Origin of the sequence: Comamonas sp. UBA7528, from assembly GCF_002479375.1 — a bacterium.
Classification (GTDB): domain Bacteria; phylum Pseudomonadota; class Gammaproteobacteria; order Burkholderiales; family Burkholderiaceae_C; genus Comamonas.
Genome location: NZ_DLMU01000009.1, coordinates 146,352 through 170,274 on the forward strand (window position 1 = coordinate 146,352; position 23,923 = coordinate 170,274).

The 23,923-nt window shown below is 65.8% G+C and carries 23 protein-coding genes; 11 read left to right on the top strand and 12 right to left on the bottom strand.

The features are described 5' to 3' along the window. Positions 1-57 precede the first annotated feature (57 nt). The 3 genes from folD (at position 58) to B3349_RS11815 (ending at position 4,097) form a co-directional block, all read left to right on the top strand. Positions 58-915: a bifunctional methylenetetrahydrofolate dehydrogenase/methenyltetrahydrofolate cyclohydrolase FolD gene (gene folD, locus B3349_RS11805; protein WP_291588822.1), complete on the top strand. Its 858-nt coding sequence runs from the start codon at positions 58-60 to the stop codon at positions 913-915. Positions 916-1,092: 177 nt separating this feature from the next. Next, positions 1,093-3,141 carry a M3 family metallopeptidase gene (locus B3349_RS11810; RefSeq protein ID WP_291588824.1) on the top strand — a complete coding sequence of 683 codons (2,049 nt, stop codon included), beginning with the start codon at positions 1,093-1,095 and terminating at the stop codon, positions 3,139-3,141. 416 nt (positions 3,142-3,557) lie between these two features. Next, positions 3,558-4,097 carry a superoxide dismutase family protein gene (locus tag B3349_RS11815; protein ID WP_291588826.1) on the top strand — a complete coding sequence of 180 codons (540 nt, stop codon included), beginning with the start codon at positions 3,558-3,560 and terminating at the stop codon, positions 4,095-4,097. A gap of 161 nt (positions 4,098-4,258) precedes the next feature. Here B3349_RS11815 and B3349_RS11820 read toward each other — a convergent pair whose 3' ends face one another. Next, a complete protein-coding gene (locus B3349_RS11820) occupies positions 4,259-5,176 on the bottom strand; it encodes a LysR family transcriptional regulator (RefSeq protein ID WP_291588828.1) in 918 nt (305 codons plus the stop codon). A gap of 195 nt (positions 5,177-5,371) precedes the next feature. Here B3349_RS11820 and B3349_RS11825 point away from each other — a divergent pair, with 195 nt between their 5' ends. Then, positions 5,372-7,846 carry a membrane-bound PQQ-dependent dehydrogenase, glucose/quinate/shikimate family gene (locus B3349_RS11825; protein WP_291588830.1) on the top strand — a complete coding sequence of 825 codons (2,475 nt, stop codon included), beginning with the start codon at positions 5,372-5,374 and terminating at the stop codon, positions 7,844-7,846. A 458-nt stretch (positions 7,847-8,304) separates the two neighbouring features. Here the strand turns inward: B3349_RS11825 and rpiA are convergent, their stop codons facing one another. Next, positions 8,305-8,997 (bottom strand): ribose-5-phosphate isomerase RpiA, encoded by a 693-nt coding sequence (rpiA, locus tag B3349_RS11830; protein ID WP_291588832.1) that lies wholly within the window; start codon positions 8,995-8,997, stop codon positions 8,305-8,307. A gap of 34 nt (positions 8,998-9,031) precedes the next feature. Here rpiA and B3349_RS11835 point away from each other — a divergent pair, with 34 nt between their 5' ends. After that, entirely contained in the window at positions 9,032-10,090 is a 1,059-nt protein-coding gene (locus B3349_RS11835; RefSeq protein ID WP_291588834.1) for a quinone-dependent dihydroorotate dehydrogenase, read from the top strand. A gap of 147 nt (positions 10,091-10,237) precedes the next feature. Here B3349_RS11835 and B3349_RS11840 read toward each other — a convergent pair whose 3' ends face one another. From B3349_RS11840 to B3349_RS11855, 4 genes are all read right to left on the bottom strand, one after another. After that, positions 10,238-10,591, bottom strand: a complete 354-nt coding sequence (locus B3349_RS11840; protein WP_291588836.1) for a hypothetical protein — start codon at positions 10,589-10,591, stop codon at positions 10,238-10,240. Beyond that, positions 10,588-10,983 carry a phage holin family protein gene (locus B3349_RS11845; RefSeq protein ID WP_291588838.1) on the bottom strand — a complete coding sequence of 132 codons (396 nt, stop codon included), beginning with the start codon at positions 10,981-10,983 and terminating at the stop codon, positions 10,588-10,590. Before B3349_RS11845 ends, B3349_RS11840 begins: the two co-directional genes overlap by 4 nt. A gap of 77 nt (positions 10,984-11,060) precedes the next feature. Beyond that, positions 11,061-11,372, bottom strand: coding sequence for a DUF883 family protein (locus B3349_RS11850; RefSeq protein ID WP_066532311.1), 312 nt, complete (start codon positions 11,370-11,372; stop codon positions 11,061-11,063). Positions 11,373-11,529: 157 nt separating this feature from the next. After that, positions 11,530-12,639 carry an NAD(P)/FAD-dependent oxidoreductase gene (locus B3349_RS11855; protein WP_291588841.1) on the bottom strand — a complete coding sequence of 370 codons (1,110 nt, stop codon included), beginning with the start codon at positions 12,637-12,639 and terminating at the stop codon, positions 11,530-11,532. 273 nt (positions 12,640-12,912) lie between these two features. Between B3349_RS11855 and B3349_RS11860 the strand changes: the two genes are divergently transcribed. Together B3349_RS11860 and relB are read left to right on the top strand one after the other, a co-directional pair. Then, complete coding sequence (locus B3349_RS11860; RefSeq protein ID WP_098066152.1) at positions 12,913-13,134, top strand: hypothetical protein; 222 nt, start codon at positions 12,913-12,915, stop codon at positions 13,132-13,134. Between the two features lie 98 nt (positions 13,135-13,232). Further along, positions 13,233-13,538 carry a type II toxin-antitoxin system RelB family anti-toxin gene (relB, locus tag B3349_RS11865; protein WP_291588845.1) on the top strand — a complete coding sequence of 102 codons (306 nt, stop codon included), beginning with the start codon at positions 13,233-13,235 and terminating at the stop codon, positions 13,536-13,538. Positions 13,539-13,601: 63 nt separating this feature from the next. Here the strand turns inward: relB and B3349_RS11870 are convergent, their stop codons facing one another. Then, positions 13,602-14,471 carry a fumarylacetoacetate hydrolase family protein gene (locus B3349_RS11870; protein WP_291588846.1) on the bottom strand — a complete coding sequence of 290 codons (870 nt, stop codon included), beginning with the start codon at positions 14,469-14,471 and terminating at the stop codon, positions 13,602-13,604. A 236-nt stretch (positions 14,472-14,707) separates the two neighbouring features. Here B3349_RS11870 and B3349_RS11875 point away from each other — a divergent pair, with 236 nt between their 5' ends. Then, complete coding sequence (locus B3349_RS11875) at positions 14,708-15,103, top strand: hypothetical protein (protein WP_291588847.1); 396 nt, start codon at positions 14,708-14,710, stop codon at positions 15,101-15,103. Between the two features lie 51 nt (positions 15,104-15,154). On the opposite strand, the gene B3349_RS11880 is transcribed toward B3349_RS11875, so the two are convergent. Both B3349_RS11880 and rlmB read right to left on the bottom strand, forming a co-directional pair. Further along, a complete protein-coding gene (locus B3349_RS11880; protein WP_291588849.1) occupies positions 15,155-15,913 on the bottom strand; it encodes an SIR2 family NAD-dependent protein deacylase in 759 nt (252 codons plus the stop codon). A 78-nt stretch (positions 15,914-15,991) separates the two neighbouring features. After that, entirely contained in the window at positions 15,992-16,750 is a 759-nt protein-coding gene (rlmB, locus tag B3349_RS11885; protein ID WP_280010709.1) for a 23S rRNA (guanosine(2251)-2'-O)-methyltransferase RlmB, read from the bottom strand. A 405-nt stretch (positions 16,751-17,155) separates the two neighbouring features. On the opposite strand from rlmB, the gene sstT reads away from it, so the two are divergent. Continuing rightward, positions 17,156-18,448 (top strand): serine/threonine transporter SstT, encoded by a 1,293-nt coding sequence (gene sstT, locus B3349_RS11890; RefSeq protein ID WP_291589214.1) that lies wholly within the window; start codon positions 17,156-17,158, stop codon positions 18,446-18,448. A gap of 54 nt (positions 18,449-18,502) precedes the next feature. On the opposite strand, the gene B3349_RS11895 is transcribed toward sstT, so the two are convergent. Next, positions 18,503-19,219: an ABC transporter ATP-binding protein gene (locus tag B3349_RS11895; RefSeq protein ID WP_291588852.1), complete on the bottom strand. Its 717-nt coding sequence runs from the start codon at positions 19,217-19,219 to the stop codon at positions 18,503-18,505. Between the two features lie 22 nt (positions 19,220-19,241). On the opposite strand from B3349_RS11895, the gene B3349_RS11900 reads away from it, so the two are divergent. Beyond that, positions 19,242-19,898, top strand: a complete 657-nt coding sequence (locus B3349_RS11900) for an arylesterase (protein ID WP_291588854.1) — start codon at positions 19,242-19,244, stop codon at positions 19,896-19,898. Between the two features lie 409 nt (positions 19,899-20,307). On the opposite strand, the gene B3349_RS11905 is transcribed toward B3349_RS11900, so the two are convergent. After that, the gene (locus B3349_RS11905; protein WP_291588857.1) at positions 20,308-21,204 is read right to left on the bottom strand and encodes a DUF2189 domain-containing protein; all 897 of its coding nucleotides are present in this window, start codon (positions 21,202-21,204) and stop codon (positions 20,308-20,310) included. A 368-nt stretch (positions 21,205-21,572) separates the two neighbouring features. After that, positions 21,573-22,277, bottom strand: coding sequence for a YebC/PmpR family DNA-binding transcriptional regulator (locus B3349_RS11910; protein WP_291588859.1), 705 nt, complete (start codon positions 22,275-22,277; stop codon positions 21,573-21,575). A gap of 477 nt (positions 22,278-22,754) precedes the next feature. Between B3349_RS11910 and B3349_RS11915 the strand changes: the two genes are divergently transcribed. After that, positions 22,755-23,891 carry a PQQ-dependent sugar dehydrogenase gene (locus B3349_RS11915; protein ID WP_414646890.1) on the top strand — a complete coding sequence of 379 codons (1,137 nt, stop codon included), beginning with the start codon at positions 22,755-22,757 and terminating at the stop codon, positions 23,889-23,891. Positions 23,892-23,923 lie beyond the last annotated feature (32 nt).

The following is a 23,923-nucleotide window of genomic DNA, read 5'->3' on the forward strand; positions in this document are numbered from 1 at the left end:
GCAGCTGCCAGCGCTTGTGCACCAAGCCCTGGCAGCATTTTTTATTGAAGACAAGCAATGACAGCCCAACTCATCGACGGAAACGCCCTCTCCCGCCAACTGCGCACCGAAGTGGCAGCGCGCGCGGCCACGCTCAAGGCCCAGGGCACCACGCCCGGTCTGGCCGTGGTGCTGGTGGGTGACAACCCGGCGTCCCAGGTCTATGTGCGCAACAAGGTCAAGGCCTGCGAAGAGGCGGGCTTTCATTCCGTGCTGGAAAAGTACGACGCCTCCATGACCGAAGCCGAGTTGCTGGCCCGCGTCGAAGCGCTGAACAACGACCCCAGCATCCACGGCATCCTGGTGCAGCTGCCCCTGCCCAAGCACATCGACGACCACAAGGTCATCGAAACCATCTCCCCTGCCAAGGATGTGGACGGTTTCCACGTGGCCAGCGCCGGCGCGCTGATGGTGGGTGAAGTCGGCTTCAAGGCCTGCACCCCCTATGGCTGCATGAAGATGCTGGAATCCATCGGCATGAAGGATCTGCGCGGCAAGCACGCCGTGGTGATCGGCCGCTCCAACATCGTGGGCAAGCCCATGGCCATGATGCTGCTGGCCGCCAACGCCACCGTCACCATCACCCACAGCGGCACCGCCGACCTGGGCGCCATGACGCGCCAGGCCGATGTGGTGGTGGCCGCCGTGGGCAAGCGCAACGTGCTGACGGCCGACATGGTCAAGCCCGGCGCCGTGGTGATCGACGTGGGCATGAACCGCAATGACGAAGGCAAGCTCTGCGGCGACGTGGACTTCGACGGCGTCAAGGAAGTGGCCGGTTTCATTACCCCCGTCCCCGGAGGTGTCGGCCCGATGACGATTACCATGTTGCTGGTCAACACCATGGAAGCGGCCGAACGCAGCGCTGCCCAGTAAGCTGCTGGATGCACCTGGCCCAAGCCCCTGCCCACCCTGTGTCGCAGGGGCTTTTTGCTGGTGGGAACTTCGGTATGAAAACGGGCTCTTAATTCGCTACAGTGCTGCACAATCAGCTATCAGCAAGATAGCTACCCTACACCTTGAAACATTGCCAGTTGGCACAAAATGCAAGCCATGACCAACGCCCTGCTTGAATCTTCCGGATTGCCGCGGTTCGACCGCATCACGCCCGCCGATGTCGGCCCCGCCATCGACACCCTGATGCAGCAGGCCGATGCAGCGCTGGAAACCGTCACCGCACCGGACTTTCCCGCCGAATGGAACGCCATCGCCAAGGTGCTGGATGTGGCCACCGAAAAGCTGGGCATGTCCTGGGGGGCGGTCAGCCACCTCTCCAGCGTCGCCGACAGCCCCGAGCTGCGCGCCGCCTACAACGAGGCCCTGCCCAAGATCACCGAGTTCTGGACCCGCCTGGGCGCGGACGAACGCCTGTACGCCAAGTACAAGGCCATCGACACCGCCACGCTGAACGCCGAACAGAAGAAAGCCCATGCCAACGCACTGCGCGGCTTTATGCTGTCCGGTGCCGAACTGCAGGGCGCCGCCCGCGAACGCTTTGCCAAGATCCAGGAACGCGCGGCCGAACTGGGCCAGAAGTTCAGCGAGAACACGCTTGACGCCACCGACACCTGGGCCTACTACGCCACCGAAGCCGAGCTCGATGGCGTGCCCGCCGACGTGGTGCAGGCCGCCCGCTCCGCCGCCCAGGCCGAGGGCAAGGAAGGCTACAAGCTCACGCTGAAGATGCCCTGCTACCTGCCGGTGATGCAGTTTGCCAAGAGCAGCGCGCTGCGCGAGAAGGTCTACCACGCCTATGTGACCCGCGCTTCCGAGCAGGCCGAAGGCGAGGCCGTGAAGTTCGACAACACGGCCATCATCAAGGAAATCCTGGGCCTGCGCCTGGAAGAAGCCAAGCTGCTGGGCTACCAGAACTTTGCCGAGGTCTCGCTGGTGCCCAAGATGGCCCAGTCGCCCCAGCAAGTGATCGCCTTCCTGCGCGACCTGGCCCGCCGTGCCCGCCCGTTTGCCGAAAAGGACGTGGCCGACCTGCGTGCCTTCGCCAAGGACGAGCTGGGCATTGCCGACCCGCAGCCCTGGGACTGGACCTTCATCTCCGAAAAGCTCAAGGAAGCGCGCTACGCCTTCAGCGAGCAGGAAGTCAAACAGTACTTCACGGCACCCAAGGTGCTGGCCGGCCTGTTCAAGATCATCGAATCGCTGTTCGACGTCTCCATCCGCCGCGATGAAGCCGCCGTCTGGAACCCCGCCGTGCAGTTCTACCGCCTGGAGCGCGCCGGCAAGGTGGTGGGCCAGTTCTACCTGGACCAGCCGGCCCGCGCCGGCAAGCGCGGTGGCGCCTGGATGGACGATGTGCGCAGCCGCTGGCTGCGCCCCGACACCGGCACCCTGCAGACGCCCGTGGCCCACATGGTCTGCAACTTCGCCGACGGCGTGGACGGCAAGCCCGCCCTGCTGACGCACGATGACGTGATCACCCTGTTCCACGAATCCGGCCACGCGCTGCACCACATGCTCACGCAGGTGAACGAGAAAGACGTCTCGGGCATCAACGGCGTGGAATGGGACGCGGTGGAACTGCCCAGCCAGTTCATGGAGAACTTCTGCTGGGAATGGGAAGTGCTGCGCCACATGACCGCCCATGTGGACACCGGCGGGCCCCTGCCCCGCGCCCTGTATGACAAGATGATTGCCGCCAAGAACTTCCAGGCCGGCATGGGCACGCTGCGCCAGATCGAGTTCTCCCTGTTCGACATGCTGCTGCACGCCGAGCACGCACCCGACGCCGACTACTACGCCCTGCTCCAGCAGGTGCGCGACGAAGTGGCCGTGCTGCCCACCACGCCGTACAACCGGGGCACCAACACCTTCAGCCACATCTTTGCCGGCGGGTACGCCGCCGGCTACTACAGCTACAAATGGGCCGAGGTGCTGAGCGCCGACGCCTATGCCGCCTTCGAGGAAACCCAGGGCGCCGACGGCACGGCCAGCCAGACCACCGCGCAGAAGTACCTGCACAACATCCTGGAGATGGGTGGCAGCCGCAGCGCCATGGACAACTTCAAGGGCTTCCGTGGCCGCGAACCGCAGCTCGACGCCCTGCTGCGCCACCAGGGCATGGCCGAAGTCGCCACCACAGCCTGACCGCCGGCCACTCCGGCATTCGGCCACCAGGGCGTGCTCTCCACCCGGGAGCGCGCCCTTTTTCATGGGCCGCGCAGCGGACACCCCTGGGCGCCATTGCACCGACCCCGCCCGACAGGACTTGCCGCCTGCACGCCGTCCATTCCTCCCGCTCCCTCTGCCCCTCCCGCTCCCGCCATTCACACCGGGTAACACCTCCGGGCCCCACCGCCCGGTGCATGCGCTTGACTTTGCACGGCAATCCCCGTGCAATCGTGCAACGGGCCTGCCGCGCTGCGGCACCCCAGCATCGATCGCCGCCAGCGCACCTGCCAGCCGCTGTGCCCGGGGCAAGCGCCCCGCCGCCCAGCGCCAGCCCATGGGCGCAAGGCCATCGGTTTTTGCAGATCCCGTCACCCACTACAAGGAGCCGTTCCATGTCCCTTCGCCTTTGCACCACCCTGGCCCTGATCACCACCGCTGCGCTGGCGGCCTGCTCCAGCTCGCCCCATGATCCGCTGGCCACCGGCGCAGTGGCCCAGGCCAGACTGCAACCCACACAGGGCAGCAGCGTGCAGGGCACGGTGCGCTTCACCACGCAAAAAGACGGCAGCGTGCGCGTGCAAGGCTCGGTGCAAGGCCTGGCCCCCAACACCGAGCACGGTTTCCACGTGCATGAAAAAGGCGATTGCTCCGCCCCCGACGGCACCAGCGCGGGCGGCCACTTCAACCCGAACAACGTTCCCCATGCCCGCCACGGCAGCGGCCATGCCGGCGACCTGCCCAGCCTGCGCGCGGACGGCACGGGCACCGCCAGCTTCGACTTCAGCAGCCGCAGCATCACCGTGGGCCAGGGCCCCACCAATGTGGTGGGCCGCGGCGTCATCGTGCACAAGGATGCCGACGACTACACCACCCAGCCCACCGGCAATGCCGGCGCCCGCCTGGCCTGCGGCGTGGTGGTGGCCGCCAAGTAAGCGCACCGCTCTCGCAAAGAAGCCCCTGGACCTCGCGGTCACAGGGGCTTTGCGTTGGCGGCTGCCATGGGCACCCTGGCTAGGGCCATCTCGATGCGCCCCAACAACGTCGTTCAGCCCGTCCAATGGACTGACGCCGCTCCGGTGCAACCCACTTCGATTCAAGACGATGTTGCTGCCAGATCGCGGGTGCCTGCAGCTTCAAGATGCTGCACCAATAACTGCGAAGCGGGACTCAACTCCTGTATGGGCCGTGAGCACACCACAAGCTGGCGCAGTGCCCAGGAGTCGGTCAATGGCACATGGCGGAGGCCATCGCTTGCACCACGCAGCAGCCTGTCGGGTAACACGGCCAGGCCCAACCCTGCACGCACGCCGCGCAGCACGCTGTCGATGGTGGTGACGTTCATGCGATAACGGATCGCACGTCCCACATGCAGGGCAGCCTGGTCAAGGCGCTGTCGCAGCGCGGTGGAAGCAGGCATGCCAATGTGGTCGAACTCCAGCGTGTCCTCAAAGCTGCATTGGCTGCGGTGCGCCAGCACGCTGTGCGGAGCCATCACTGCCACCAGCCGATCCTGCATGTAGGGGCGTACATACAGGCCGTCAAGCGCCTCCTGATCCCAGCACAGCCCCACGGCCGTGTGCCCGCTGCGCAGGCTGCGAACGATTTCACGGCCATTGCATTCAGTCACGCTGACATCGATCTGCCGGTGTGCTGCATCCGCCAGAAAGTCTGCAATGTCGTCTGGCAACTGACCCAGGATGGCCGACAGTGTGGCCATGATCCGGACCTCGCCCTTGACGCCGGATGACAGACCGGAAAGCTCTTGCACCGCGTGGTCAGCCCGCTCAAGTATGGCCTTGGCATGGCCAAGCAGGACCTCGCCTGCAGCGGTAGGCAGCACACCACGCCTGTGCCGCGCCAGCAGCACGACACCCAGTTGAGCTTCCAGCTGTTGCATACGTTTGCTCACGGCCGATCCCACCACGTGATGCTGCGCTCCGGCCTGCGCCAGGCTGCGGGTGGCACATACGGTCACAAACAGCCGCAAATTACTGAGATCCAGGTCGCGCATAGGCAGGAAGGCAGGGAGAAAAGTTCTGAAAGTTCCGAAATGGAATCACAGGCACTCAATTATTACCGCTTCAGATTCCAATTTGGAACACTTAAAGTCGGCCCCCTTCCTCCCTGCAGAGGCCCGCACCTCCAAGTCGCCCTTGCGCTCATGGGCGCCGCTGCCCTGCCTTCCACTGTCTTTGCCAGACCATTTATGACTTCTTCGGCTTCTCTGACGCCGCCAGCCCGTGTAGGGCGAGGCGGCCTGTTTGCATTCACCCTTCTCGCTGCTGCGACGATCGTGCTCGGGGCGGCCCTGCTGGTCGCTGGCGCACGCCTGCTGGCGGTGGGCGGTTCACCCTTCTATGCCCTGGCCGGAGCCTTGCTTGTGGCAACAGGTGCCCTGCACCTGTTGCGAAAGCCACTGGGCTTTTGGCTGTTTGCCTTGCTTTCGGTCGCGACCTATCTCTGGGCAATCTGGGAATCGGGCAGCAACGGATGGGCTTACATCCCCCGCCTGGCGTGGTTGATTGCAGTCAGTGTCCTGTGGCTGGCGTGCTGGCCCATCGCGCGGCATCTGTTACCCACCATCCGTCCACGCGCATACGCCGTCGTTCATGGCGCCCTGCCCCTGGTCATGCTGCTGACCATTCTGGTGCCCATCCAGTTTCCCTCGGACGTGCAGTTGGCCGCTACAGGCCCGGCCCCACAGCGCCCGGCCACGCCCTTCAGCCGCACCCAGGTGACCTCGCCCGACGGCAACGTGGCGGCCAGCCATGACGAGACCAACTGGACAGCCTATGCCGGCTCCAATATGGGCAACCACTACTCCGCAGCGGCCCAGATCACGCCAGCCAACATCAGCCAACTGGAAAAGGTCTGGGAGTATCACCATGGTGACGTCAAGCCCGCCGGCAGCAAGGTCGCCTACCTGAATGAGGCCACGCCGCTCAAGATCGGCGATTTGCTCTACACCTGCACCCCCACTCAGGTCATCGTGGCCGTGGAAGCCACCACGGGCAAGGAACGTTGGCGTTTCGACTCCAAGGTCGATCCGGTCTACCTGAAGGGCGGCGGTGCCAATTGCCGTGGCGTGGCCTATTTCGAGGTCCCTGGCGCCCAGCCGGATGCGGCGTGTGCGCGCCGCGTGATCTGGGGCACCACGGACGTGCGCCTGGGTGCAGTGGACGCTGCCACCGGCCAGCCTTGTGAAGGTTTCGGCCAGGGGGGCTTTGTGGATCTCAAGCCAGGCCTGGGCAAATTCCGCCCCGGCTCGACAGCCATCACCTCTGCCCCCACCATCATCCGCGGCACCATCATCACGGGAGGACAAGTCATCGACTCCGATGTGCGCCCAGCCCCATCGGGTGTGGTGCGTGGCTATGACGCCATCACCGGCAAGCAGCGCTGGGCCTGGGACCTTGGCCGTCCCGGCGTCAACACGCCCGCGCCCGCCGGGGAAACCTACACGCTGAGCACCCCCAACTCCTGGGCACCGCTGTCGGCAGATGACGAGTTGGGCCTGGTCTACGTCACCACGGGGAATGCGGCCGGCGACTTCTACGGCGGCACGCGCACGGAGCTGGAGGGCGCCTACAGCTCTGCCCTGGTGGCGCTCGATGCCTCCACAGGCCAGCCTCGCTGGCATTTCCAGACGGTGCACCACGACATCTGGGACTACGACCTCAGTCCACAGCCCAACCTGGTGGACTTCCCGACACCCGAAGGCGTGCGCCCGGCAGTGATCCAAGCCACCAAGTCCGCACAGATCTTTGTGCTGGATCGTGCCACCGGCAAGCCTCTGGTGCCCGTGACCGAAGTGTCCGTGCCTCAAACCGACGTACCCGGCGAGCGCACCGCCGCGACCCAACCGATGTCTCTGGATATGCCCAACACCATGGGCCGCCCCAGCAAGGCGCATGAGCTCCTGACCGAAGCCAGCACCTGGGGACTGACGCCGTTTGACCATATCCAGTGCCGCATCGACTTCCGCCAGGCCCACTACGAAGGCCAATGGACGCCCGCACGTGTCGACCAGCAGACGCTGGTCTACCCCGGCCACCATGGTGGCCTGAACTGGGGCGGGGTCATGGTGGACCTGCAGCGCGGCCTGCTGCTTGTGAACAATCAGCGCCTGCCTTATATGCAGAGCCTGGTTTCCCGCGAAAAGCTGGATGCCATGGGCGCGAAGTCCTTCCAGGAGGCCCCTGGCAAGACCAAGGGCTTCCGTGTACAGCAAGGTCAGGCGTATGGCGCGTCCAAGGGGCCGTGGATGTCGGCGTTGAACCAGCCCTGCATCGCCCCACCTTGGGGTTTCCTGTCGGCCATCGACCTGCGCACGCGTGAAGTGGTCTGGAGCCGCCCTTTCGGCACGGGCTACGACAGTGGCCCCTGGGGCATTCCTTCGCGAACCAAGTGGGAGATCGGCACCCCCAGTGATGGCACTGGCGTGGCCACAGCCGGCGGTGTGACCATCATCGGTGCAGCACTGGACCAGTTCATCCGCGGCTATGACAGCGAGACGGGTGCATTGCTGTGGGAACAGCGTTTGCCCGCAGGCAACCAGGCATCGCCCCTGACCTTCATGGCAAACGGGCGCCAATACGTGGTCGCCGTGGTCGGTGGACATGAACGCATTCCCACCAAGCTGGGAGACAGCATCATTGCGTGGGCACTCCCGCAAAGATAAGCGCTCCTGCCGCAGCCAGCAGCTGCAGTGAAAAAGCCACCTGAGGGTGGCTTATTAAATTGCTATTGCTATTGCTATTGCTATTGCTGTTGCCTCGCGCTGCCCGCAATGAATGACGCGGAAATGGATGAAGCTGAAATGGCATCGTTCGTCCAAGCCGGGTTTCTGTCTGGTGGCCTGGCAGCGTGTCAGACGTCCCTCCATCGGCATGGCCTGCTTCGCTCTCCACGCCCCGGGTCGTCCCGCTCGATGTGAAGCACCCACTGGACCCGCGAGCTGTCTCGCACCTCGGCCTCGTCGGGCAGCGTCCCGCGTTGGAACCACAGCGCCATAAAAAAACCCGGTACCTTGCGGTCCGGGTTTTGTCTTGCAGGCTGGACAGATACCATCCACCCGTCGCAGCCATCGCAGCGGGCCGAAGTCTCCTGTCTGCCCCCACTGCCGGCTGGATCGCTGACTCAGTAGCTGATGGTCTTCACGCCTTCGGCCGTGCCCAGCAGGCAGATGCTGGCCTTCTGGTGGGCAAACACGCCCACGGTGACAACACCGGGCCACTGGTTCACATCGGATTCAAACGCCAGCGGGTCGGCCACGCGCAGACCGCGCACGTCCAGAATGTGCTGACCGTTGTCGGTAACCAACGGTTGGCCGTCCTTCAGGCGCAGCGTGGCGGTACCGCCCAGGGCGGCAAAGCGGCGGGCAATCTGCTGCGCCGCCATGGGAATCACTTCCACCGGCAGCGGGAACGCGCCCAGCGCATCCACCAGCTTGGAAGCGTCGGCAATGCAGACAAAGCGCTCGGCCATGGCCGCCACGATTTTTTCGCGCGTCAGCGCAGCGCCGCCGCCCTTGACCATATAGCCGTTGCCGTCGATCTCGTCGGCGCCGTCGATGTAGACCGACAGGCCTTCGACTTCGTTCGCGTCGAACACCGTGATGCCCAGCGCCTTCAGGCGCTCGGTGCTGGCCACGGAGCTGGACACCGCACCCTTGATCTGGTCCTTGATGGGGGCCAGCGCGTCAATGAACTTGTTGACCGTGGAGCCCGTGCCCACGCCCACGATGTCGCCGGGCGTCACATAGTGCACAGCGGCCTGGCCGACCAGGGTTTTGAGTTCATCTTGGGAGAGAGGTGCAGTAGAGGTCGTCATGGGGGAAAATCCGGGTAATCCTCGAATTATCCCTATGTCGCTTATCCCCTACGCCCTAGTCCGCCCCTTCCTGTTCAACATGGACCCCGAAGCCGCCCACGACTTCACCATGAACACCCTGTCCCGTGGCCAGAACACCCCGCTGCAGGCGGTGTGGTCCAACGAAATGGTCAGCGACCAGGTCACCCTGGCCGGCCTGACCTTCCCCAACCGCGTGGGCATGGCTGCGGGCCTGGACAAGAATGCGCGCTGCATCGACGCGCTGGCCGCCATGGGCTTCGGCTTTGTCGAAGTGGGCACCGTCACCCCCAAAGGCCAGCCGGGCAACCCCAAGCCACGCATGTTCCGCATTCCGGCGGCCAAGGCCCTGGTCAACCGCCTGGGCTTCAACAACGACGGGCTGGATGCCTTCATCGCCAACGTCAGGCAATCCACCGTGCGCCGCCAGGGCAAGCCCATGCTGCTGGGCCTGAACATCGGCAAGAACGCCGCCACCGCCATCGAAGACGCCACCAGCGACTACCTGACCTGCCTGGAAGGCGTCTACCCCCACGCCGACTACGTGACGGTGAACATCAGCTCGCCCAACACCAAGAACCTGCGCGCGCTGCAAAGCGACGAGGCATTGGACAGCCTGCTGGGCGCCATTGCCGAGCGCCGCGAAGCACTGGCCGCCGCCCAGGGCCGGCGCGTGCCGATTTTCGTGAAGATCGCCCCCGACCTGGACGATGCCCAGGTCGAGGTGATTGCCGCCACGCTGCGCCGTCATGGCATGGACGGCGTGATTGCCACCAACACCACCATCAGCCGCGATGCGGTCAAGGGCATGCCCCATGCCGAGGAAGCCGGCGGCCTCAGCGGCGCCCCGGCCTTTGAAGCCAGCAACCGCGTGATCCGCCTGCTGCGCACGGCCCTGGGCAAGGAATTCCCCATCATCGGCGTGGGCGGCATCATGCGCGCCGAAGACGCCGTGGCCAAGATCCAGGCCGGCGCCGATGTGGTGCAGATCTACAGCGGCCTGATCTATGCCGGCCCCGAGCTGGTGGTGCAATCGGCCCGTGCGCTGCGCGCACTGGGCACCCAGGCCCGCTGACACCGCGCACAGGCACGCGGCCCCGCGACCCGGCCTGCGCGGGCCAGACAGAAAAAAAGCCCATGGCACCGTGCCATGGGCTTTTTGCATGGGGGTCGCAGCCAGCAGTCTGCGCGGCCACCACAACGGGCGCAAAGCCCGTGAACGTCAGCGCCGCAGCTTGGCCAGCAGCGGCAGCACAGCCACGCCCACGCGCATGATCTTGCGTGGCCCCACCAGCAAGGCCGCCCCCACCAGACCGGCGGACGCCAGCGGGTGCAGGCGGACAAAGGTCAGCACCCGGTCGATCAACGGCGCATCGGGCGACACGGCCGACGCCTGGGCGCGCAGCGCCGCCACCTGCTGGTAGGTCGCCTTGCGGGCGGCCAGCCGGTCACGCTGCTGGGCAATGCGCTGCAGCACCGCCCGCTCTTCCGGGCCAGCCTGCTCCCAACGCGATTCCTTCACCAGCAGCGCCTGGGCCGGGCCGGTGACCACGGGCTTGGTCTTGGTTTCGCTCACAGCTTCTCCTTGATGCTCTGCCAGTCTTTGGCCAGTTCGGCGCGGGTCTGCATGAACGGCGAGCGCGACTTGCGCAGCGCCGACAGCAGCGCCCACAGCACCCCACCCCAGGCAGCCACCCAGACGGCGGCAATCACCCAGGCCACGGTGGCACGGTCCGGGCTGTTCCAGAACTGGATCAGGATGGCCAGCGACAGCAGCACCATGACCACCACCGTCAGCCCCCCCAGGGCAATGGCCAGCACCAGAATGGACTGCAGCCGGTTGCGCTGCAGTTTCCACTCCAGTTTGGCCAGCTCCACACGGTCTTCGGAGGCGATGGCGGCTTCGATCACGGCAGCCCGATAACGGGCGACCAGCGTATCCAGTCCCAGGGCAGACAACCAGTTCACAGTGGACGTTTCCTTTGGTGCGAGTGGACAAAAAGGCGATGCGGGTGACCGGACTGACGACCGGTCACCGATTCCGCTCAGCGGCGGGCCAACAGAAAGCCCACCAGCGCGCCGACTGCCAGCGCAGCACCGGCCACACGCCAGGGTTCGTCGTGGGCGTAACGGTCGGCAGCGATGGCCGCGTCCTTGGCCTGGCGGGCCGCTTCCTGGGCAGCGCGCACGGCAGAGTCGCGGGCGTGGCTGATGCCGTCGTCCAGGCGTTGGCGCAGCACGTGGATATCGGGCACGGCATCCAGTTCCTTGCTGGCCAGCAGACCGCGCAGGTCGGTGACCAGCTTTTCCAGATCGGCTTGGGCGGTGGAGACGGTATCGGAGACGGAGAACGACATAGCGAGCACCTTTCTAGTTCGACAAATAAAGCACCGGCAGCGTGCCACCGGTGGAAACGGAGGTGGAACCATCTTAACGAATGCCAAGACCGTCACCAAGCTTTGGCATAGCAGCGAGATCAATTCCCGCCAGCATTGCCGCGCCGTCGGCCCGTTTTCAGACGGCTGGCGCCAGCTGCGCCACCTGCTCGGCCACAGCCAGGCAACTGGTCAGACCCGGCGATTCGATGCCAAACAGATTGATCAGACCCGGCGCCGCATGCTGCTGCGGGCCCTGGATGCAGAAGTCGGCCGAAGCCTCGTGTGGCCCGGAAATCTTGGGGCGGATGCCTGCATAGCCGGCCACCAGGGCCCCCTCGGGCAAGGCCGGCCAATACCGGCGCACCTCGGCATAAAAACCATCGCCGCGCGCGGGGTTGACCACCAGCTGGTCCGGATCGTCCACCCACTCGACATCGGGGCCGAACTTCGCCTGGCCGCCCATGTCCAGCGTCAGGTGCACGCCCAGACCGGCGGCCTCGGGCACGGGGTAGATCAGGTGGCTGAAAGGCGCCCGGCCGCTCAGCACAAAGTAGTTGCCCTTGGCGTAATAGGCGGTGGGAATGTGCTGCGCCGCCAGGCCTTCGAAGCGGCGCGCCAGATCGGGCGCCCAGTAACCGGCGGCATTCACCAGCAGCGGGGTCTCCAGCTCGGTGCCGTCCTGGGTGCGCACCAGCCAGTGGCCGTTGTCCTGCAGCACGGCGCGCTCCACGGTGGCGTGGAAGGCCACCATGCCGCCGGCATTTTCCAGGTCGCCCTGCAGCGCCAGCATCAGGCCGTGGCTGTCCACAATGCCGGTGCTGGGCGAATGCAGCGCGGCCACACATTCCAGCGCAGGCTCCAGTTCCCGGGCCTGCTCGCGTGTCAGGTGCACCAGGTCGGTGACGCCATTGGCGGCGGCCTTCTGGCGGATGGCTTCAAGCTGCGGCACCTGCTCGGGCGAGGTGGCCACGATCAGCTTGCCGCAGCGCTGGTAGGCCACGCCGCGCGCATCGCAGTAGTCATACAGCATGTGCTTGCCCTGCACGCACAGCTGGGCCTTGAGCGAGCCTTGCGGATAGTAGATACCGGCGTGGATCACCTCGCTGTTGCGCGAACTGGTGCCGGTGCCAATGGCCTCGGCCTGCTCCAGCACCATCACCTCCCGTCCCTGCAAGGCCAGTGCACGCGCCACGGCCAGGCCCACGACACCCGCGCCGACCACGATACAAGCTACCCGATCCACCATTTCTGCTCCTGTTGTTGCTCTGTGTGCTGCACTGCAGCTTTGTCAGGATTGTGCGTGCTTTTTGACAGAAAGCTGCACAAAAACATCGGTGGTCTGCTCTGTTTTCTGCAGTGCATTCGGAGGGCAGTCAGTCCGCATCGCTCATGTTCGTGGTTTGTTGAGTTCTGGCTACAAACCGCTTTCATGGGATACAAAAGCCCATTTTTTTGCGCTTTCGCCTTGCGACAGAACTCCTACAGTCACACCCAATCGTTGATTGTCTGGGAGTTTGTTATGGATCTGTCTTTCGCCACCGCCGTTCGCAATGCCAGCAATGCCTGGGGAAACAACCGCGTTACCGATGCAGCCACCATGGCCGAGCTGACCAAGCGCCAATTCAACCAGCAGGAGCTGAACAAGGCGCTGTCTGGCCCCACTGCCGGACAGATGGCAGTGATCCAGCCCGAGCTGGCGCGCTATGGTCAGGTGGGCACGCGCCTCAACCTTTTCGCCTGAACACTGGGGCCGCTGCATCGCTCCCGCCAGCGCAGACCGGCTTTCCCCGCCTGCACTGGCAACGGCCCCACTCTTGGTTTTTTGCGAGAACCACCACCATGCCTGACAGCATTTCTTCACCGGTACCGGCCACAGCCACTCCCGATCCCCTGGTCGCCACCCTGGCACAGGCACGCAAACGGCTGCTGCTGACCCAGGCCGACCTGGCAGCCCAGGCCGGCCTGTCGCGCATGACCGTGCAGCGACTGGAAAGCAATGGACTGGACCCACGCCTGTCCACCCTGCATGAAATGGCCCGTGTACTGGGCTATGAGCTGCTGGCCATCCCCCAGGCGGCGCACGCCGATGTGCATGCCGCGCTGGCACGCCATCTGCCGCCAGCGGCCGGCCACACACCTCCCTGATTCCGCACCCGCGCGCCATAGGTCTGCGCGCAGGGTCACCCTACGCTTTCCCCTATCGCCGCTTCAGCGGCTTTCGGTGTTCTCCCGCACCCAGGCGCGGCAGTGGATGCGCTGCTCGCCCAGCCCCTGGCCGCCCAGGCGCATCACATCGCCGTCCTGCAGAAAGCGGGGCACGGGCTTGTGCCCCAGGCCCACGCCGGCCGGCGTGCCGGTCAGCACGATGTCGCCCGGCTCCAGGGTCATGAATTCCGAGATATAGGCCAGCACCCGCGGCACCTGGAAGATGAAGTGGCTGGTGTGACCATCCTGCATCACCACGCCGTTGAGCTCCAGCCACAGCGCCAGGTTGTGCGGGTCTTCCACCTCGTCCGGCGTCACCAGCCAGGGGCCGACCGGCGCAAACCCGTCATGGGACTTGCCCTTGTCCCATTGCCCGCCCCGCTCCATCTGCCAGGCACGCTCGGAAATATCGTTGGCCAGCACATAGCCCGCCAGGTACTCCATGGCCCGCCACTCGGGCACATGCTGCATGCGCTGACCGATCACCAGGCCCAGCTCCACCTCCCAGTCCACCTTGTGGGCCTGGGGCGGCAGCAGCAGATCGTCTTCGGGACCGCACAGCGCCGAGGCGGCCTTGAGGAACAGCACCGGCTCTTCCGGCGGCGCCAGACCGGCTTCCCGCGCGTGGTCGGCATAGTTCAGCCCCACGCAGACGATTTTGCGCACCTGCCCCACCGGGCAGCCCAGGCGGGGTTGCCCCGGCACCTGGGGCCACTGTTGCCAGTGCGCCTGCTGCAAGGCCTCCAGCGCGGCCGGCGCCAGCGCGTCCCCCGCCCAATCGTCGGTCCAGGCCGACGCATCGCGCAGCACCCCCTGGGCATCCAGCAGACCCGGTTTCTCTTGCCCAGGCGGGCCATAACGTAGCAATTTCATGGCGGTATCTTGGTTGCCGCCGGCCGTCCCATGACCGGCTTCTGCACTGCAGCATTCTTGCCGAACCCTGATGCACCCAAGCCACTGTTTGAAGATGCAGCGCATCGCAGAACGCGGTTGTGGACTAGCATGTCCGACAAGCGCACCAAATGTATGTTCATTTACATTTGAGTAACTTTTTTAACCCATAGCTATACACAACAATTTCAATCAGCCCCGCCACTAACATAGTCGACATGCTGTCCACCTTTGAAACTCGCTTTTCCACGCTGCTGAAAAAGCTGGAAGCAGCCCCCAGTTGCGACAATGCGGAAGCGGCATTCACGCTGTTCCGTGATCTGTGGGTCGCCAGCAACGAGGAACACGCCAGCCCCAGCAGCGTGCTGGAGTACCTGCGCAGCCGCCGCTTCTGTGCCGAACATGGCTGGCAAGGCCTGAGCACCGGTGTCTGCTACGTGGACAACAGCGAATCCCCGGATACGCGGCTGTATCTGCACCAGGATGGCAGCATCGTGATACAGCGCCTCACGCCGGACAGCAGCACCATCCTGTTCTCCAAGCCAGGGCGCCGCAAGAAGACCGAACAGGCTGCATCGGTGCCGGCCGGCGCATCCCACGACATTGACCATTGAACCGCACGGGGCGAGCCTAGCGTGCGCCCATGGCGCGTGCCAGCTGCAGGCTCAGCCCAGCAACGCAGGCAGCAGCGTGGCTGCCGGCCCCTGCAGCACGGCATCGGCAAGCCGGTCCAGCTCCGTGGGCGCGGTGTTGACGATCACCACGCGCGCCCCCGCATCCCGCGCCTGAAACACCAGACCCGCCGCCGGGTACACCACACCGGCCGTGCCCACCACCAGCATCACATCGCAACTTTGGGCCGCCGCTTCGGCCGCATCCAGCGCCGCCTGGGGCAGGCATTCGCCAAACCACACCACCCCGGGACGGCGCAGATTGCCGCAGTACGGGCAGGCGGGTGGCTCGGTGGCGGTCAGCGCGGCAGCCTGCAAGGCGGCAGCGCACTGCGGACAGCCAGGCTCCAGCCAGCGGTCGGCAAACAGATCGCCGTGCAGGGCCACCACACCGGCGCTGCCTGCGCGCTGGTGCAGGCCATCCACGTTCTGGGTGACCAGAGTCAGCCTGCCCGGGTGCTGCGCCACAAAGCCCGCCAGCGCATGGTGGGCGGCATTGGGCGCCACGGCCGACACCAGATCCCGCCGGTGCTGGTACCAGCGCCACACGCGCTCGGGATGGGCGCGAAAACCGGGCTCAGAGGCCATGTCTTCTGCCCGGAACTGCGCCCAGTAGCCGGTCTGTGCGTCACGGAAGGTGGGCACGCCCGATTCGGCACTGACACCCGCGCCGGTCAGCACGCACAGCCGCTGCGACTGTGCGATCCAGTCGCGTACAGCCTCGATGGCATGGTCAGGCTCGGCGGCAGGCATGGGATACGTAAGCAGCTGTGAAAAATCCTGAGATCCTGCCCTCTGTTCCGCCGCAGGCGGAGCAGAGACGGGGTGGGCTCAGACCGGCTTCGGAATGCGCTGGCGCAGTGCCTCGTACAGGCATACGCCGCTGGCCACCGACACATTCAGGCTTTCCACTGCGCCCTGCATGGGAATGCTGACCAAGGCATCGCAGGTCTTGCGGGTGAGCTGGCGCATGCCGTCGCCTTCGGCACCCAGCACCAGGGCCGTCGGGCCGGTCAGGTCCATCTGGTAGAGGTGCTTGTCGGCATCGCCGCTGGTGCCAATCACCCAGATGCCGCGCTCCTTGAGTTCGTTGAGCGTGCGCGCCAGGTTGGTCACCATGAAGTACGGCACCGTCTCGGCTGCGCCGCTGGCCACCTTGGCCACGGTCGCGTTGATACCGGCCGCATGGTCCTTGGGGGCGATCACGGCATGCACACCGGCGCCGTCGGCCACCCGCAGGCAGGCGCCCAGGTTGTGGGGGTCGGTCACGCCATCCAGCACCAGCAGCAGCGGGGCCTTGACGCCGGACTCCTCCAGATCGTCCAGCAGCTCGTCCAGCGTGCGGGTGTCCCGGACCTCTTCCACGCGCGCCGCCACCCCCTGGTGGCCATGGCTGCCAGCCAGTTTGGCGATGCGCATGGCATCGGCTTCGATCAGACGGGCACCAACCTCTTTGGCACGCTCCAGGAACTGGCGCATGCGCGCATCGCGGCGCGCGCTCTCGTAATAGATTTCAATGATGGATTGCGGCGCGGTCTTCAGGCGCACGCCGACGGCATGGAAGCCGAAAAGCACTTTGGGGGACGACATAGGAGGGGCATTATCCGGCCAAGCCAATGTCCGAGGAGAAGACAGGCCGCTGCGGCAGGCCGTCTGCGGCCATGCAGCCTGCGCAAATGCCCACCCCCGACCGCGTCCTGACACCCGCTGTCGGCCGGCCCTACCAAGCAATGCCCAGCCCCTCCCCATGCCCGCAAGCACCTTGCAAACACCGGGTTTTCCCCTGGAGCCTACACTCACCGGGTCGCCGGATGACCCCGAAGTGGGCATTCGCGGCCACCTCTGCCTGGCTCGGCCACCCTCCGTGGTGACTGGTTCCGGCAGACCCTGGGTACCGGCCTTTGAATGTTGCTGCATGGCGGCGAACTTCAAAGGCCGGTTTCATTTTGCACGCGGACGCCTGCACAGGCGCCGCCCGGTTTTCTTTCCACCATGATGTTTCAACCCCTGCTGCACTGGCTGCGCCGCACCGGCCTGGTCATGCAAATCGTGATCGGCCTGGTCCTGGGCATTGCACTGGCCCTGCTCTGGCCGCAGGCTGCGCTGTCGGTCGGCCTGCTGGGCACCCTCTTCATCTCGGCCCTCAAGGCCGTGGCACCGGTGCTGGTGCTGGTGCTGGTGACGGCCGCCATCGGCAACCACCGCCCCGGAGAAGTCACCCTGCTCAAGCCCGTGCTGTGGCTGTATGTGGTGGGTACGCTGGCGGCATCCTTTGTGGGGGTGGGCGCCAGCATGCTGTTTCCCTCGGTGCTGCATTTCAAGGATGCGGCCACCGGCGTGGCTGCGCCCGGCGGCATCGGCGAGGTGTTGATGGGCGTGCTGCTGAGCGCCGTGGACAACCCGGTCAATGCGCTGCTCAAGGCCAACTACATCGGCATTCTGGTGTGGGCCATCGGCCTGGGTGTGGCGTTGCGCCATGCCAGCTCCACCACGCAGAAAGTGGTGTCGGATCTGGCCCAGGGCGTGACCTTCATCATCCAGGCCGTGATCCGCTGCGCGCCGCTGGGGATTTTTGGCCTGGTCGCCGCCACCGTGGCCGCCACCGGCCTGGAGGCACTGGCCGGCTACGTCCGGGTGCTGTGCGTGCTGCTGGGCTCCATGCTGTTCGTGGCCCTGGTGGTCAACCCCGCCATCGTCTGGTGGAAGATCCGCCGCAACCCCTACCCGCTGGTGCTGATGTGCCTGCGCGAAAGCGGCGTGACGGCCTTCTTCACCCGCAGCTCGGCCGCCAACATCCCCATCAACCTGGCCATCGCCAAGCGCCTGAACCTGGACGAAGGCACCTACAGCGTGGCGATTCCGCTGGGCGCCACCATCAACATGGCCGGCGCTGCCATCACCATCAGTGTGCTGACGCTGGCCGCCGCCCACACCCTGGGCATTGCGGTGGACATGCCCACGGCCCTGCTGCTGTGCGTGGTGTCGGCCCTGTGCGCCTGCGGTGCTTCGGGCGTGGCCGGCGGCTCGCTGCTGCTGATTCCGCTGGCATGCAGCCTGTTCGGCATCTCGAACGACATCGCCATGCAGGTGGTGGGCATCGGCTACATCATCAGCGTGCTGCAGGACTCGACCGAAACAGCGCTGAACTCCTCCACCGACGTGATCTTCACCGCCGCGGTCTGCCTGTCGGAAGACGGCCATGCACCCGAACCTGCATCCGCACCAGCATCTGCCGCGGCATCCTCGGAAACCGCCACGGCAGCAGAGGCTGCAGGTCAGCGCACCTGAACCACCCCGTGCCTGTGCCGAGCGCGGCACAGGCCAGGCGCCCAGCCGCCGTGCTCAACCCGGCTGCTCGAGCACGCCCAGCTCATCCGCCGCCACCGCGCCGGCGGCGATGGTGATGCGCCGCTCGCAGCGCGCGGCGATACCGCGGTCGTGGGTCACCAGCACCAGGGTCGTGCCCTGCTCGCGGTTGAGGGCGAACATCAGCTCCATCACCGCTTCGCCGGTGGCAAAGTCCAGGCTGCCCGTGGGCTCGTCGGCCAGCAGCACGGCGGGGCGCACCACAAAGGCGCGGGCCAGCGCCACGCGCTGCTGTTCGCCGCCGGACAGCAGCTTGGGGTAGTGCTGCAGGCGCTGACCCAGGCCCACGCGCTGCAGCATCTCGCTGGCCTGCACGCGTGCGCCGCGCACGCCGGCCAGCTCCAGCGGCAGCATCACGTTCTCCAGCGCCGTGAGATTGCCCATCAACTGGAAGCTTTGAAAGACAAAGCCGACCTTCTGCGCCCGCAGCGCAGCACGTGCGTCCTCATCCAGCGCAAACATGTCCTGGCCCTGCAGCCGCACCGTGCCGCGCGACGGCACGTCCAGCCCCGCCAGAATGGACAGCAAGGTGCTCTTGCCCGAGCCGGATGCACCCACAATGGCAACGGTTTCCCCGGGCTGCAGCGTGAAATCGATATCCCGCAGAATGTCCAGCGTGCCGGACGAATCCGACACGGATTTGAAAAGATGCTCTACCGCGATCAAGGGCTGCCGGGAAATCGTCTCAGTCATGAAAAAACCTCAGGAAAAAGCCATGCACCCTTTGCACCGCCACCGTCGCCACTGTATCGCGCTTGCGGGCGCAGCCGCCGCGCTGTGGCTATCGCCGGCGCTGGCACAGGGCAAAACGACCGCCCGCAAAATCCTGATCCTGGGCGACTCGCTCAGCGCCGAATATGGCCTGGCACGCGGCACCGGCTGGGTCACGCTGCTGGAGCAGCGCCTGGCGAAACAACACCCACATGCCAGTGTGGTCAACGCCAGCATCAGCGGCGAAACCACCGCCGGCGGGCGCTCGCGCCTGCCGGCACTGCTCAAGCAGCACCAGCCGCAGATCGTGGTGATCGAGCTGGGAGGCAATGATGCGCTGCGCGGTCTGCCGCTCAAGAACACCGAAGAGAACCTGCGCCTGATGCTGCAGGTCAGCAAGGAAAGTGGCGCCAAAGGCCTGCTGGTAGGCATGCAGATGCCCCCCAACTATGGCGCCAGCTATGGGCGTGACTTTGCCCAGATCTACACCCGGGTGGCGCAGGACACCCGCACACCGCTGGTGCCGTTCTTTCTGAAAGGTGTGGCCGACATTCCCAACGCCGCCGCGCTGTTCCAGGCCGACCGCATCCACCCCCGTGCCGAAGCCCAGCCGCTGATGCTGGACAACGTCTGGCCCACCCTCCAGGGCCTGCTGGGCTGAACCCTGCGCCATCGGCGCGCACAATGACAAAGGCCGGGGGTGACGTCACGTCACCACCCGGCCTTTGTCCTTCACCACCACGGGCGTGCTGGCTGCGCAGCACCACCCACCCCACGCCGCACCACGGCAGCTTCAGGGTATGGTGGGGCGGCGCGCGCTCAGTTTGCAGTCGGTTCGGCCCCGTCACCCGCAGGTGCAGGCGCACCGCCCGCATGGGGGGCATCCGTGTCCGAATGCTTGCGCTGGGCCTTCTCGCGCAGTTTTTCTTCTTTTTTCTGCTTTTTGGCCAGCTCGCGCTGTCGTTTCTCGTATCCGTAGTTGGGTGTAGCCAATGCGTTCTTTCGTTATCAATGGAAGTTGTATGGGTGGATATTGCACCAAGTTGCCCGGCAGCGGGCTGTAGCCCATCTTAAGGCACTGGCTCGGGTGCTGGTGTTGCGGGCGGTGTGTACGGTAACGCGACCACCGCGCTGCGGTAGGCATGCCAGCTGGCACAGCCCAGCAACGGCCCCACCAGCAACAGCGGCAACCCCCACAGCACCAGAAAGGACGCGCCCACCAGAACTGCAATCAGCGCGCCCCAGACCAGCATCATGCCCAGATTGCCCAGCACCACCTGCATGCTGGTCAGACCGGCCGTCAGCGCGTCCGTACCCCGGTCCAGCATCATGGGCATGGACACGGCGGTGGTTCCGAACACCAGCAGCGCAAAAGAGCCTCCCACCGCCGCATAGACGGCAATGAACTCCCAGTTCTCCGGCCGGAAGATGGCCTGCAGCACCCCGGTGGTGGACGGCATGCCGGTGTCGAAGAACACCGCAAACACCACCAGCGACGCCCGTCCCCACAGCAACTCCAGCACGATCAGCACCAGCACCAACATGCCCATGCCGCCCAGATTGCGGTCCCAGGCGGTGATGGAACGGCCCAGATCCGGCGCCTCACCCCGCTCCAGCCGGCGGCTGGTGTCGTACAGCCCCATGGCCAGAAACGGCCCCAAAAGCAGGCAACCGCTGGCCATGGACATCACATACTCCGGGCTGGCGCTGAACACCCAGGCCAGGCACAGTGCCATGCCCCAGAAGCACAGTCCATAGAACAGCGCCACGCCCCAGGCACGCCGCACATCCCGCGCGCCGGCCCCCAGCCAGCGCCAGGGGTCCCCCCAGTGCAGGGTTTGCAGTTGCACGGGTGGCGCGGCACCGGGCGCCGCTGCGCCGGACTCAGCCGGGCCGGGCCGTTCCTGGCCGTGCCGTTCCTGGCCGTGCCGTTCATTGTGGGAATCCTCAGCGGGAGACAGGGGCATGGCACACCTCCTCAAGGCACAGGCCTTCCCGCACTGTCCACGGGGAATGGCCGCTGACACACAGGGCTGTACCCACCTTAATCGGCCCGCCTTGTGTCCGCACTACGAAAAAACGCTAGTGCGCAATACCGCACCGCTGTGCCGTCATTCCTGCATGCATCGCGCCCCACGCAACAGCGTCGCGTCAGCCGCAGGATGGCAGGGCATGCCCAACCGCCACCCTCACCGCATCGCACCCGCTGCATGGCATGGCTGGGTGGCACAGACCAAGGGCCCCCACCTTCTCCGCGGAGCCCCAAAGAAAAAGGGAACCCGAAGGGTTCCCTTGCACCATGCCGCCCACCGGGCAGCGAAAGCGGCGGAAATACTCAGTCCACCAGACCCACGAACACGTGCTGCACGTCGTCGTCGTTCTCCAGACCGGCCAGAAAGGCCTGCACTTCTTCCTGCGCTTCGGCGGACAGGCTGCCCATGCTGACGGGGTTCTTGGCCTTGTAGCCCAGCTTGGCGGACAGCACCTTGAAACCTTGGGCCGGCAGGGCCTTGGCCACGGTGTCCAGGTCGGTGGTGTCGGTGATGAACAGGGTCACGCCCTCTTCTTCACCGGCTTCAAAATCCTGGGCGCCGGCTTCGATGGCGGCCATTTCCACGTCAGCGCCGCCTTCGGCTTCGCCTTCGATCATGCCCACATGGTCAAAGTCCCAGGCCACGGCAGTGAGCTGGCCCTTGCGGAAGCACACGCGCATATTGGGGGCGGTGCGATTGGGGTTGTCGGTCAGGCATTCGACCATCACCGGCACGCGCTGGGGGCCGTAACCTTCGAACAGCACGCTGGAATAGTTCACCGCATCGGCGCCAGCGCCGGAGCCCTTCTTGATCGCACGATCCAGCGTGTCCTTGGGCATGGAAGCCTTGCGGGCCGCTTCAACAGCCATGCGCAGGCGCGAATTGGAGCCGGGGTCGCCGCCGCCCAGACGGGCCGCGACGGTGATTTCCTTGACCAGTTTGCCAAACAGCTTGCCTTTGGCATCGGCGACCAGGGCCTTGCCCTTGGCTTTCCATTGCGCGCCCATGGGTGCGATTCCTTTGTATGCAGGGGTATAGAGGGGAACAACAAAGGCGCGTCCAGGAATTCCATGGCCGCGCCTTCGATCGAGCGCCGCAGCGCTCTGTGCAGCCGACTTTATACACCCGCTGGCCCGGTGCAGGCGTGTGCTGCCGCAGCGATCCCCGGCGGCGACTCGGATTTTTTGCCGCGGCGTCTGTAAAACCGAGCGCCGCCCATGACCCGGCAGGCGTATTCCCGGGCAAGCCGCAGGCGCAATCCGCAAGGCGCCCACCGCGTGGAAGCCACAATGGGCCGACCTGCGTCCTGCGACATACCCTGTGCTTTTGGAGTGCCCATGACCCATCCCCGCCCCTTTCCCTGCTCGCTTTCTCACCCTTCTCGCCCCGCGTCCCGGCCCTTTTCTCCCACCGTTCTCCAGCCGGGCTACTGCCTGCGCCTTCTGCTGCCCGCGCTGGGCCTGGCTGGCGCCCTGGGTGGCAACATGGCCCTGGCCCAGCCCGCGGGGCCGTCCACGCCGGCGACCACGCCCACATCTGCCGCCGCGCGGGCACTGCAGGCGGTGACGGTGGCCCAGGGGCTGGAACACCCCTGGGCGCTGGCCTTTCTGCCCGATGGCCGCTACCTGGTGACCGAGCGCCCCGGCCGCATGCGGGTGGTGCAAAGCGATGGCCGGCTGAACCCGCCGCTGGCCGGTCTGCCCGCCGTGGTGGCGCGCGGCCAGGGGGGGCTGCTGGACGTGGTACTGGACAGCGACTTTGCCCAGAACCGCCAGCTGTATTTTTGCTACAGCCAGCCCGGCACCGGCGCGGATGCCGGCAAGAACGGCACCGCCCTGGCCCGTGCCACGCTGAACGCCGACGCCACCGCCCTGCAGCAGGTGCAGGTGATTTTCGAGCAGCAGCCCAAGTACGACAGCGCCCTGCACTTTGGCTGCCGCATCCTGGAGCGCATGGTGAACGGCAGGCCGGACGGCAGCCTGTTCCTGACACTGGGCGAACGCTCCAGCTACAAGGAAGAGGCACAGAACCTGCGCAGCCACCTGGGCAAGATCGTGCGCGTGGGCAAAGACGGCAGCATCCCCGCCAACAACCCCTTCGTTGGCCGCTCCGATGCCCTGCCGGCCATCTGGAGCTGGGGCCACCGCAGCCCGCAGGGTGCCGTGCTGGCCCCCGACGGCCAGCTGTGGATGCACGAGCACGGTCCCCAGGGCGGCGACGAAGTCAACCGCATCCAGCCCGGCAAGAACTACGGCTGGCCGGTGATCACCTATGGCGAGAACTACGGCGGCGGCAAGATCGGCGCCGGCATCACCCGCCAGAACGGCATGGAACAACCGCTGCACTACTGGGTGCCCTCGATTGCACCGTCCGGGCTGGCCTGGGTCAGCAGCAACCGCTATGGCGCGGACTGGCAGGGCTCGCTGGTGGTGGGCGCGCTCAAGTCGCGCATGCTGGAGCGGCTGAAGTTCGATGGCGACCGCCTGGTGGCCCACGAAAAACTGCTCCCCGGCCTGGGCCAGCGCGTGCGCGATGTGCGCCAGGGCCCGGACGGCTGGCTGTATGTGCTGACCGACGCCCCGGATGGGCAGTTGCTGCGGCTGACGACGCCGGCACAGTAAGAGCGTGAAGGGGCGCGCCGGTGCCCCCCATC

What these genes read in the sequence shown, in the direction of transcription:
- folD (WP_291588822.1), top strand. Translation starts at nt 58, where the DNA reads ATGACAGCCCAACTCATCGACGGAAACGCCCTCTCCCGCCAACTGCGC.
- B3349_RS11810 (WP_291588824.1), top strand. Translation starts at nt 1,093, where the DNA reads ATGACCAACGCCCTGCTTGAATCTTCCGGATTGCCGCGGTTCGACCGC.
- B3349_RS11815 (WP_291588826.1), top strand. Translation starts at nt 3,558, where the DNA reads ATGTCCCTTCGCCTTTGCACCACCCTGGCCCTGATCACCACCGCTGCG.
- B3349_RS11820 (WP_291588828.1), bottom strand. Translation starts at nt 5,176, where the DNA reads ATGCGCGACCTGGATCTCAGTAATTTGCGGCTGTTTGTGACCGTATGT.
- B3349_RS11825 (WP_291588830.1), top strand. Translation starts at nt 5,372, where the DNA reads ATGACTTCTTCGGCTTCTCTGACGCCGCCAGCCCGTGTAGGGCGAGGC.
- rpiA (WP_291588832.1), bottom strand. Translation starts at nt 8,997, where the DNA reads ATGACGACCTCTACTGCACCTCTCTCCCAAGATGAACTCAAAACCCTG.
- B3349_RS11835 (WP_291588834.1), top strand. Translation starts at nt 9,032, where the DNA reads ATGTCGCTTATCCCCTACGCCCTAGTCCGCCCCTTCCTGTTCAACATG.
- B3349_RS11850 (WP_066532311.1), bottom strand. Translation starts at nt 11,372, where the DNA reads ATGTCGTTCTCCGTCTCCGATACCGTCTCCACCGCCCAAGCCGATCTG.
- B3349_RS11855 (WP_291588841.1), bottom strand. Translation starts at nt 12,639, where the DNA reads ATGGTGGATCGGGTAGCTTGTATCGTGGTCGGCGCGGGTGTCGTGGGC.
- B3349_RS11860 (WP_098066152.1), top strand. Translation starts at nt 12,913, where the DNA reads ATGGATCTGTCTTTCGCCACCGCCGTTCGCAATGCCAGCAATGCCTGG.
- relB (WP_291588845.1), top strand. Translation starts at nt 13,233, where the DNA reads ATGCCTGACAGCATTTCTTCACCGGTACCGGCCACAGCCACTCCCGAT.
- B3349_RS11870 (WP_291588846.1), bottom strand. Translation starts at nt 14,471, where the DNA reads ATGAAATTGCTACGTTATGGCCCGCCTGGGCAAGAGAAACCGGGTCTG.
- B3349_RS11875 (WP_291588847.1), top strand. Translation starts at nt 14,708, where the DNA reads ATGCTGTCCACCTTTGAAACTCGCTTTTCCACGCTGCTGAAAAAGCTG.
- B3349_RS11880 (WP_291588849.1), bottom strand. Translation starts at nt 15,913, where the DNA reads ATGCCTGCCGCCGAGCCTGACCATGCCATCGAGGCTGTACGCGACTGG.
- rlmB (WP_280010709.1), bottom strand. Translation starts at nt 16,750, where the DNA reads ATGTCGTCCCCCAAAGTGCTTTTCGGCTTCCATGCCGTCGGCGTGCGC.
- sstT (WP_291589214.1), top strand. Translation starts at nt 17,156, where the DNA reads ATGTTTCAACCCCTGCTGCACTGGCTGCGCCGCACCGGCCTGGTCATG.
- B3349_RS11895 (WP_291588852.1), bottom strand. Translation starts at nt 19,219, where the DNA reads ATGACTGAGACGATTTCCCGGCAGCCCTTGATCGCGGTAGAGCATCTT.
- B3349_RS11900 (WP_291588854.1), top strand. Translation starts at nt 19,242, where the DNA reads ATGCACCCTTTGCACCGCCACCGTCGCCACTGTATCGCGCTTGCGGGC.
- B3349_RS11905 (WP_291588857.1), bottom strand. Translation starts at nt 21,204, where the DNA reads ATGCCCCTGTCTCCCGCTGAGGATTCCCACAATGAACGGCACGGCCAG.
- B3349_RS11910 (WP_291588859.1), bottom strand. Translation starts at nt 22,277, where the DNA reads ATGGGCGCGCAATGGAAAGCCAAGGGCAAGGCCCTGGTCGCCGATGCC.
- B3349_RS11915 (WP_414646890.1), top strand. Translation starts at nt 22,755, where the DNA reads ATGGCCCTGGCCCAGCCCGCGGGGCCGTCCACGCCGGCGACCACGCCC.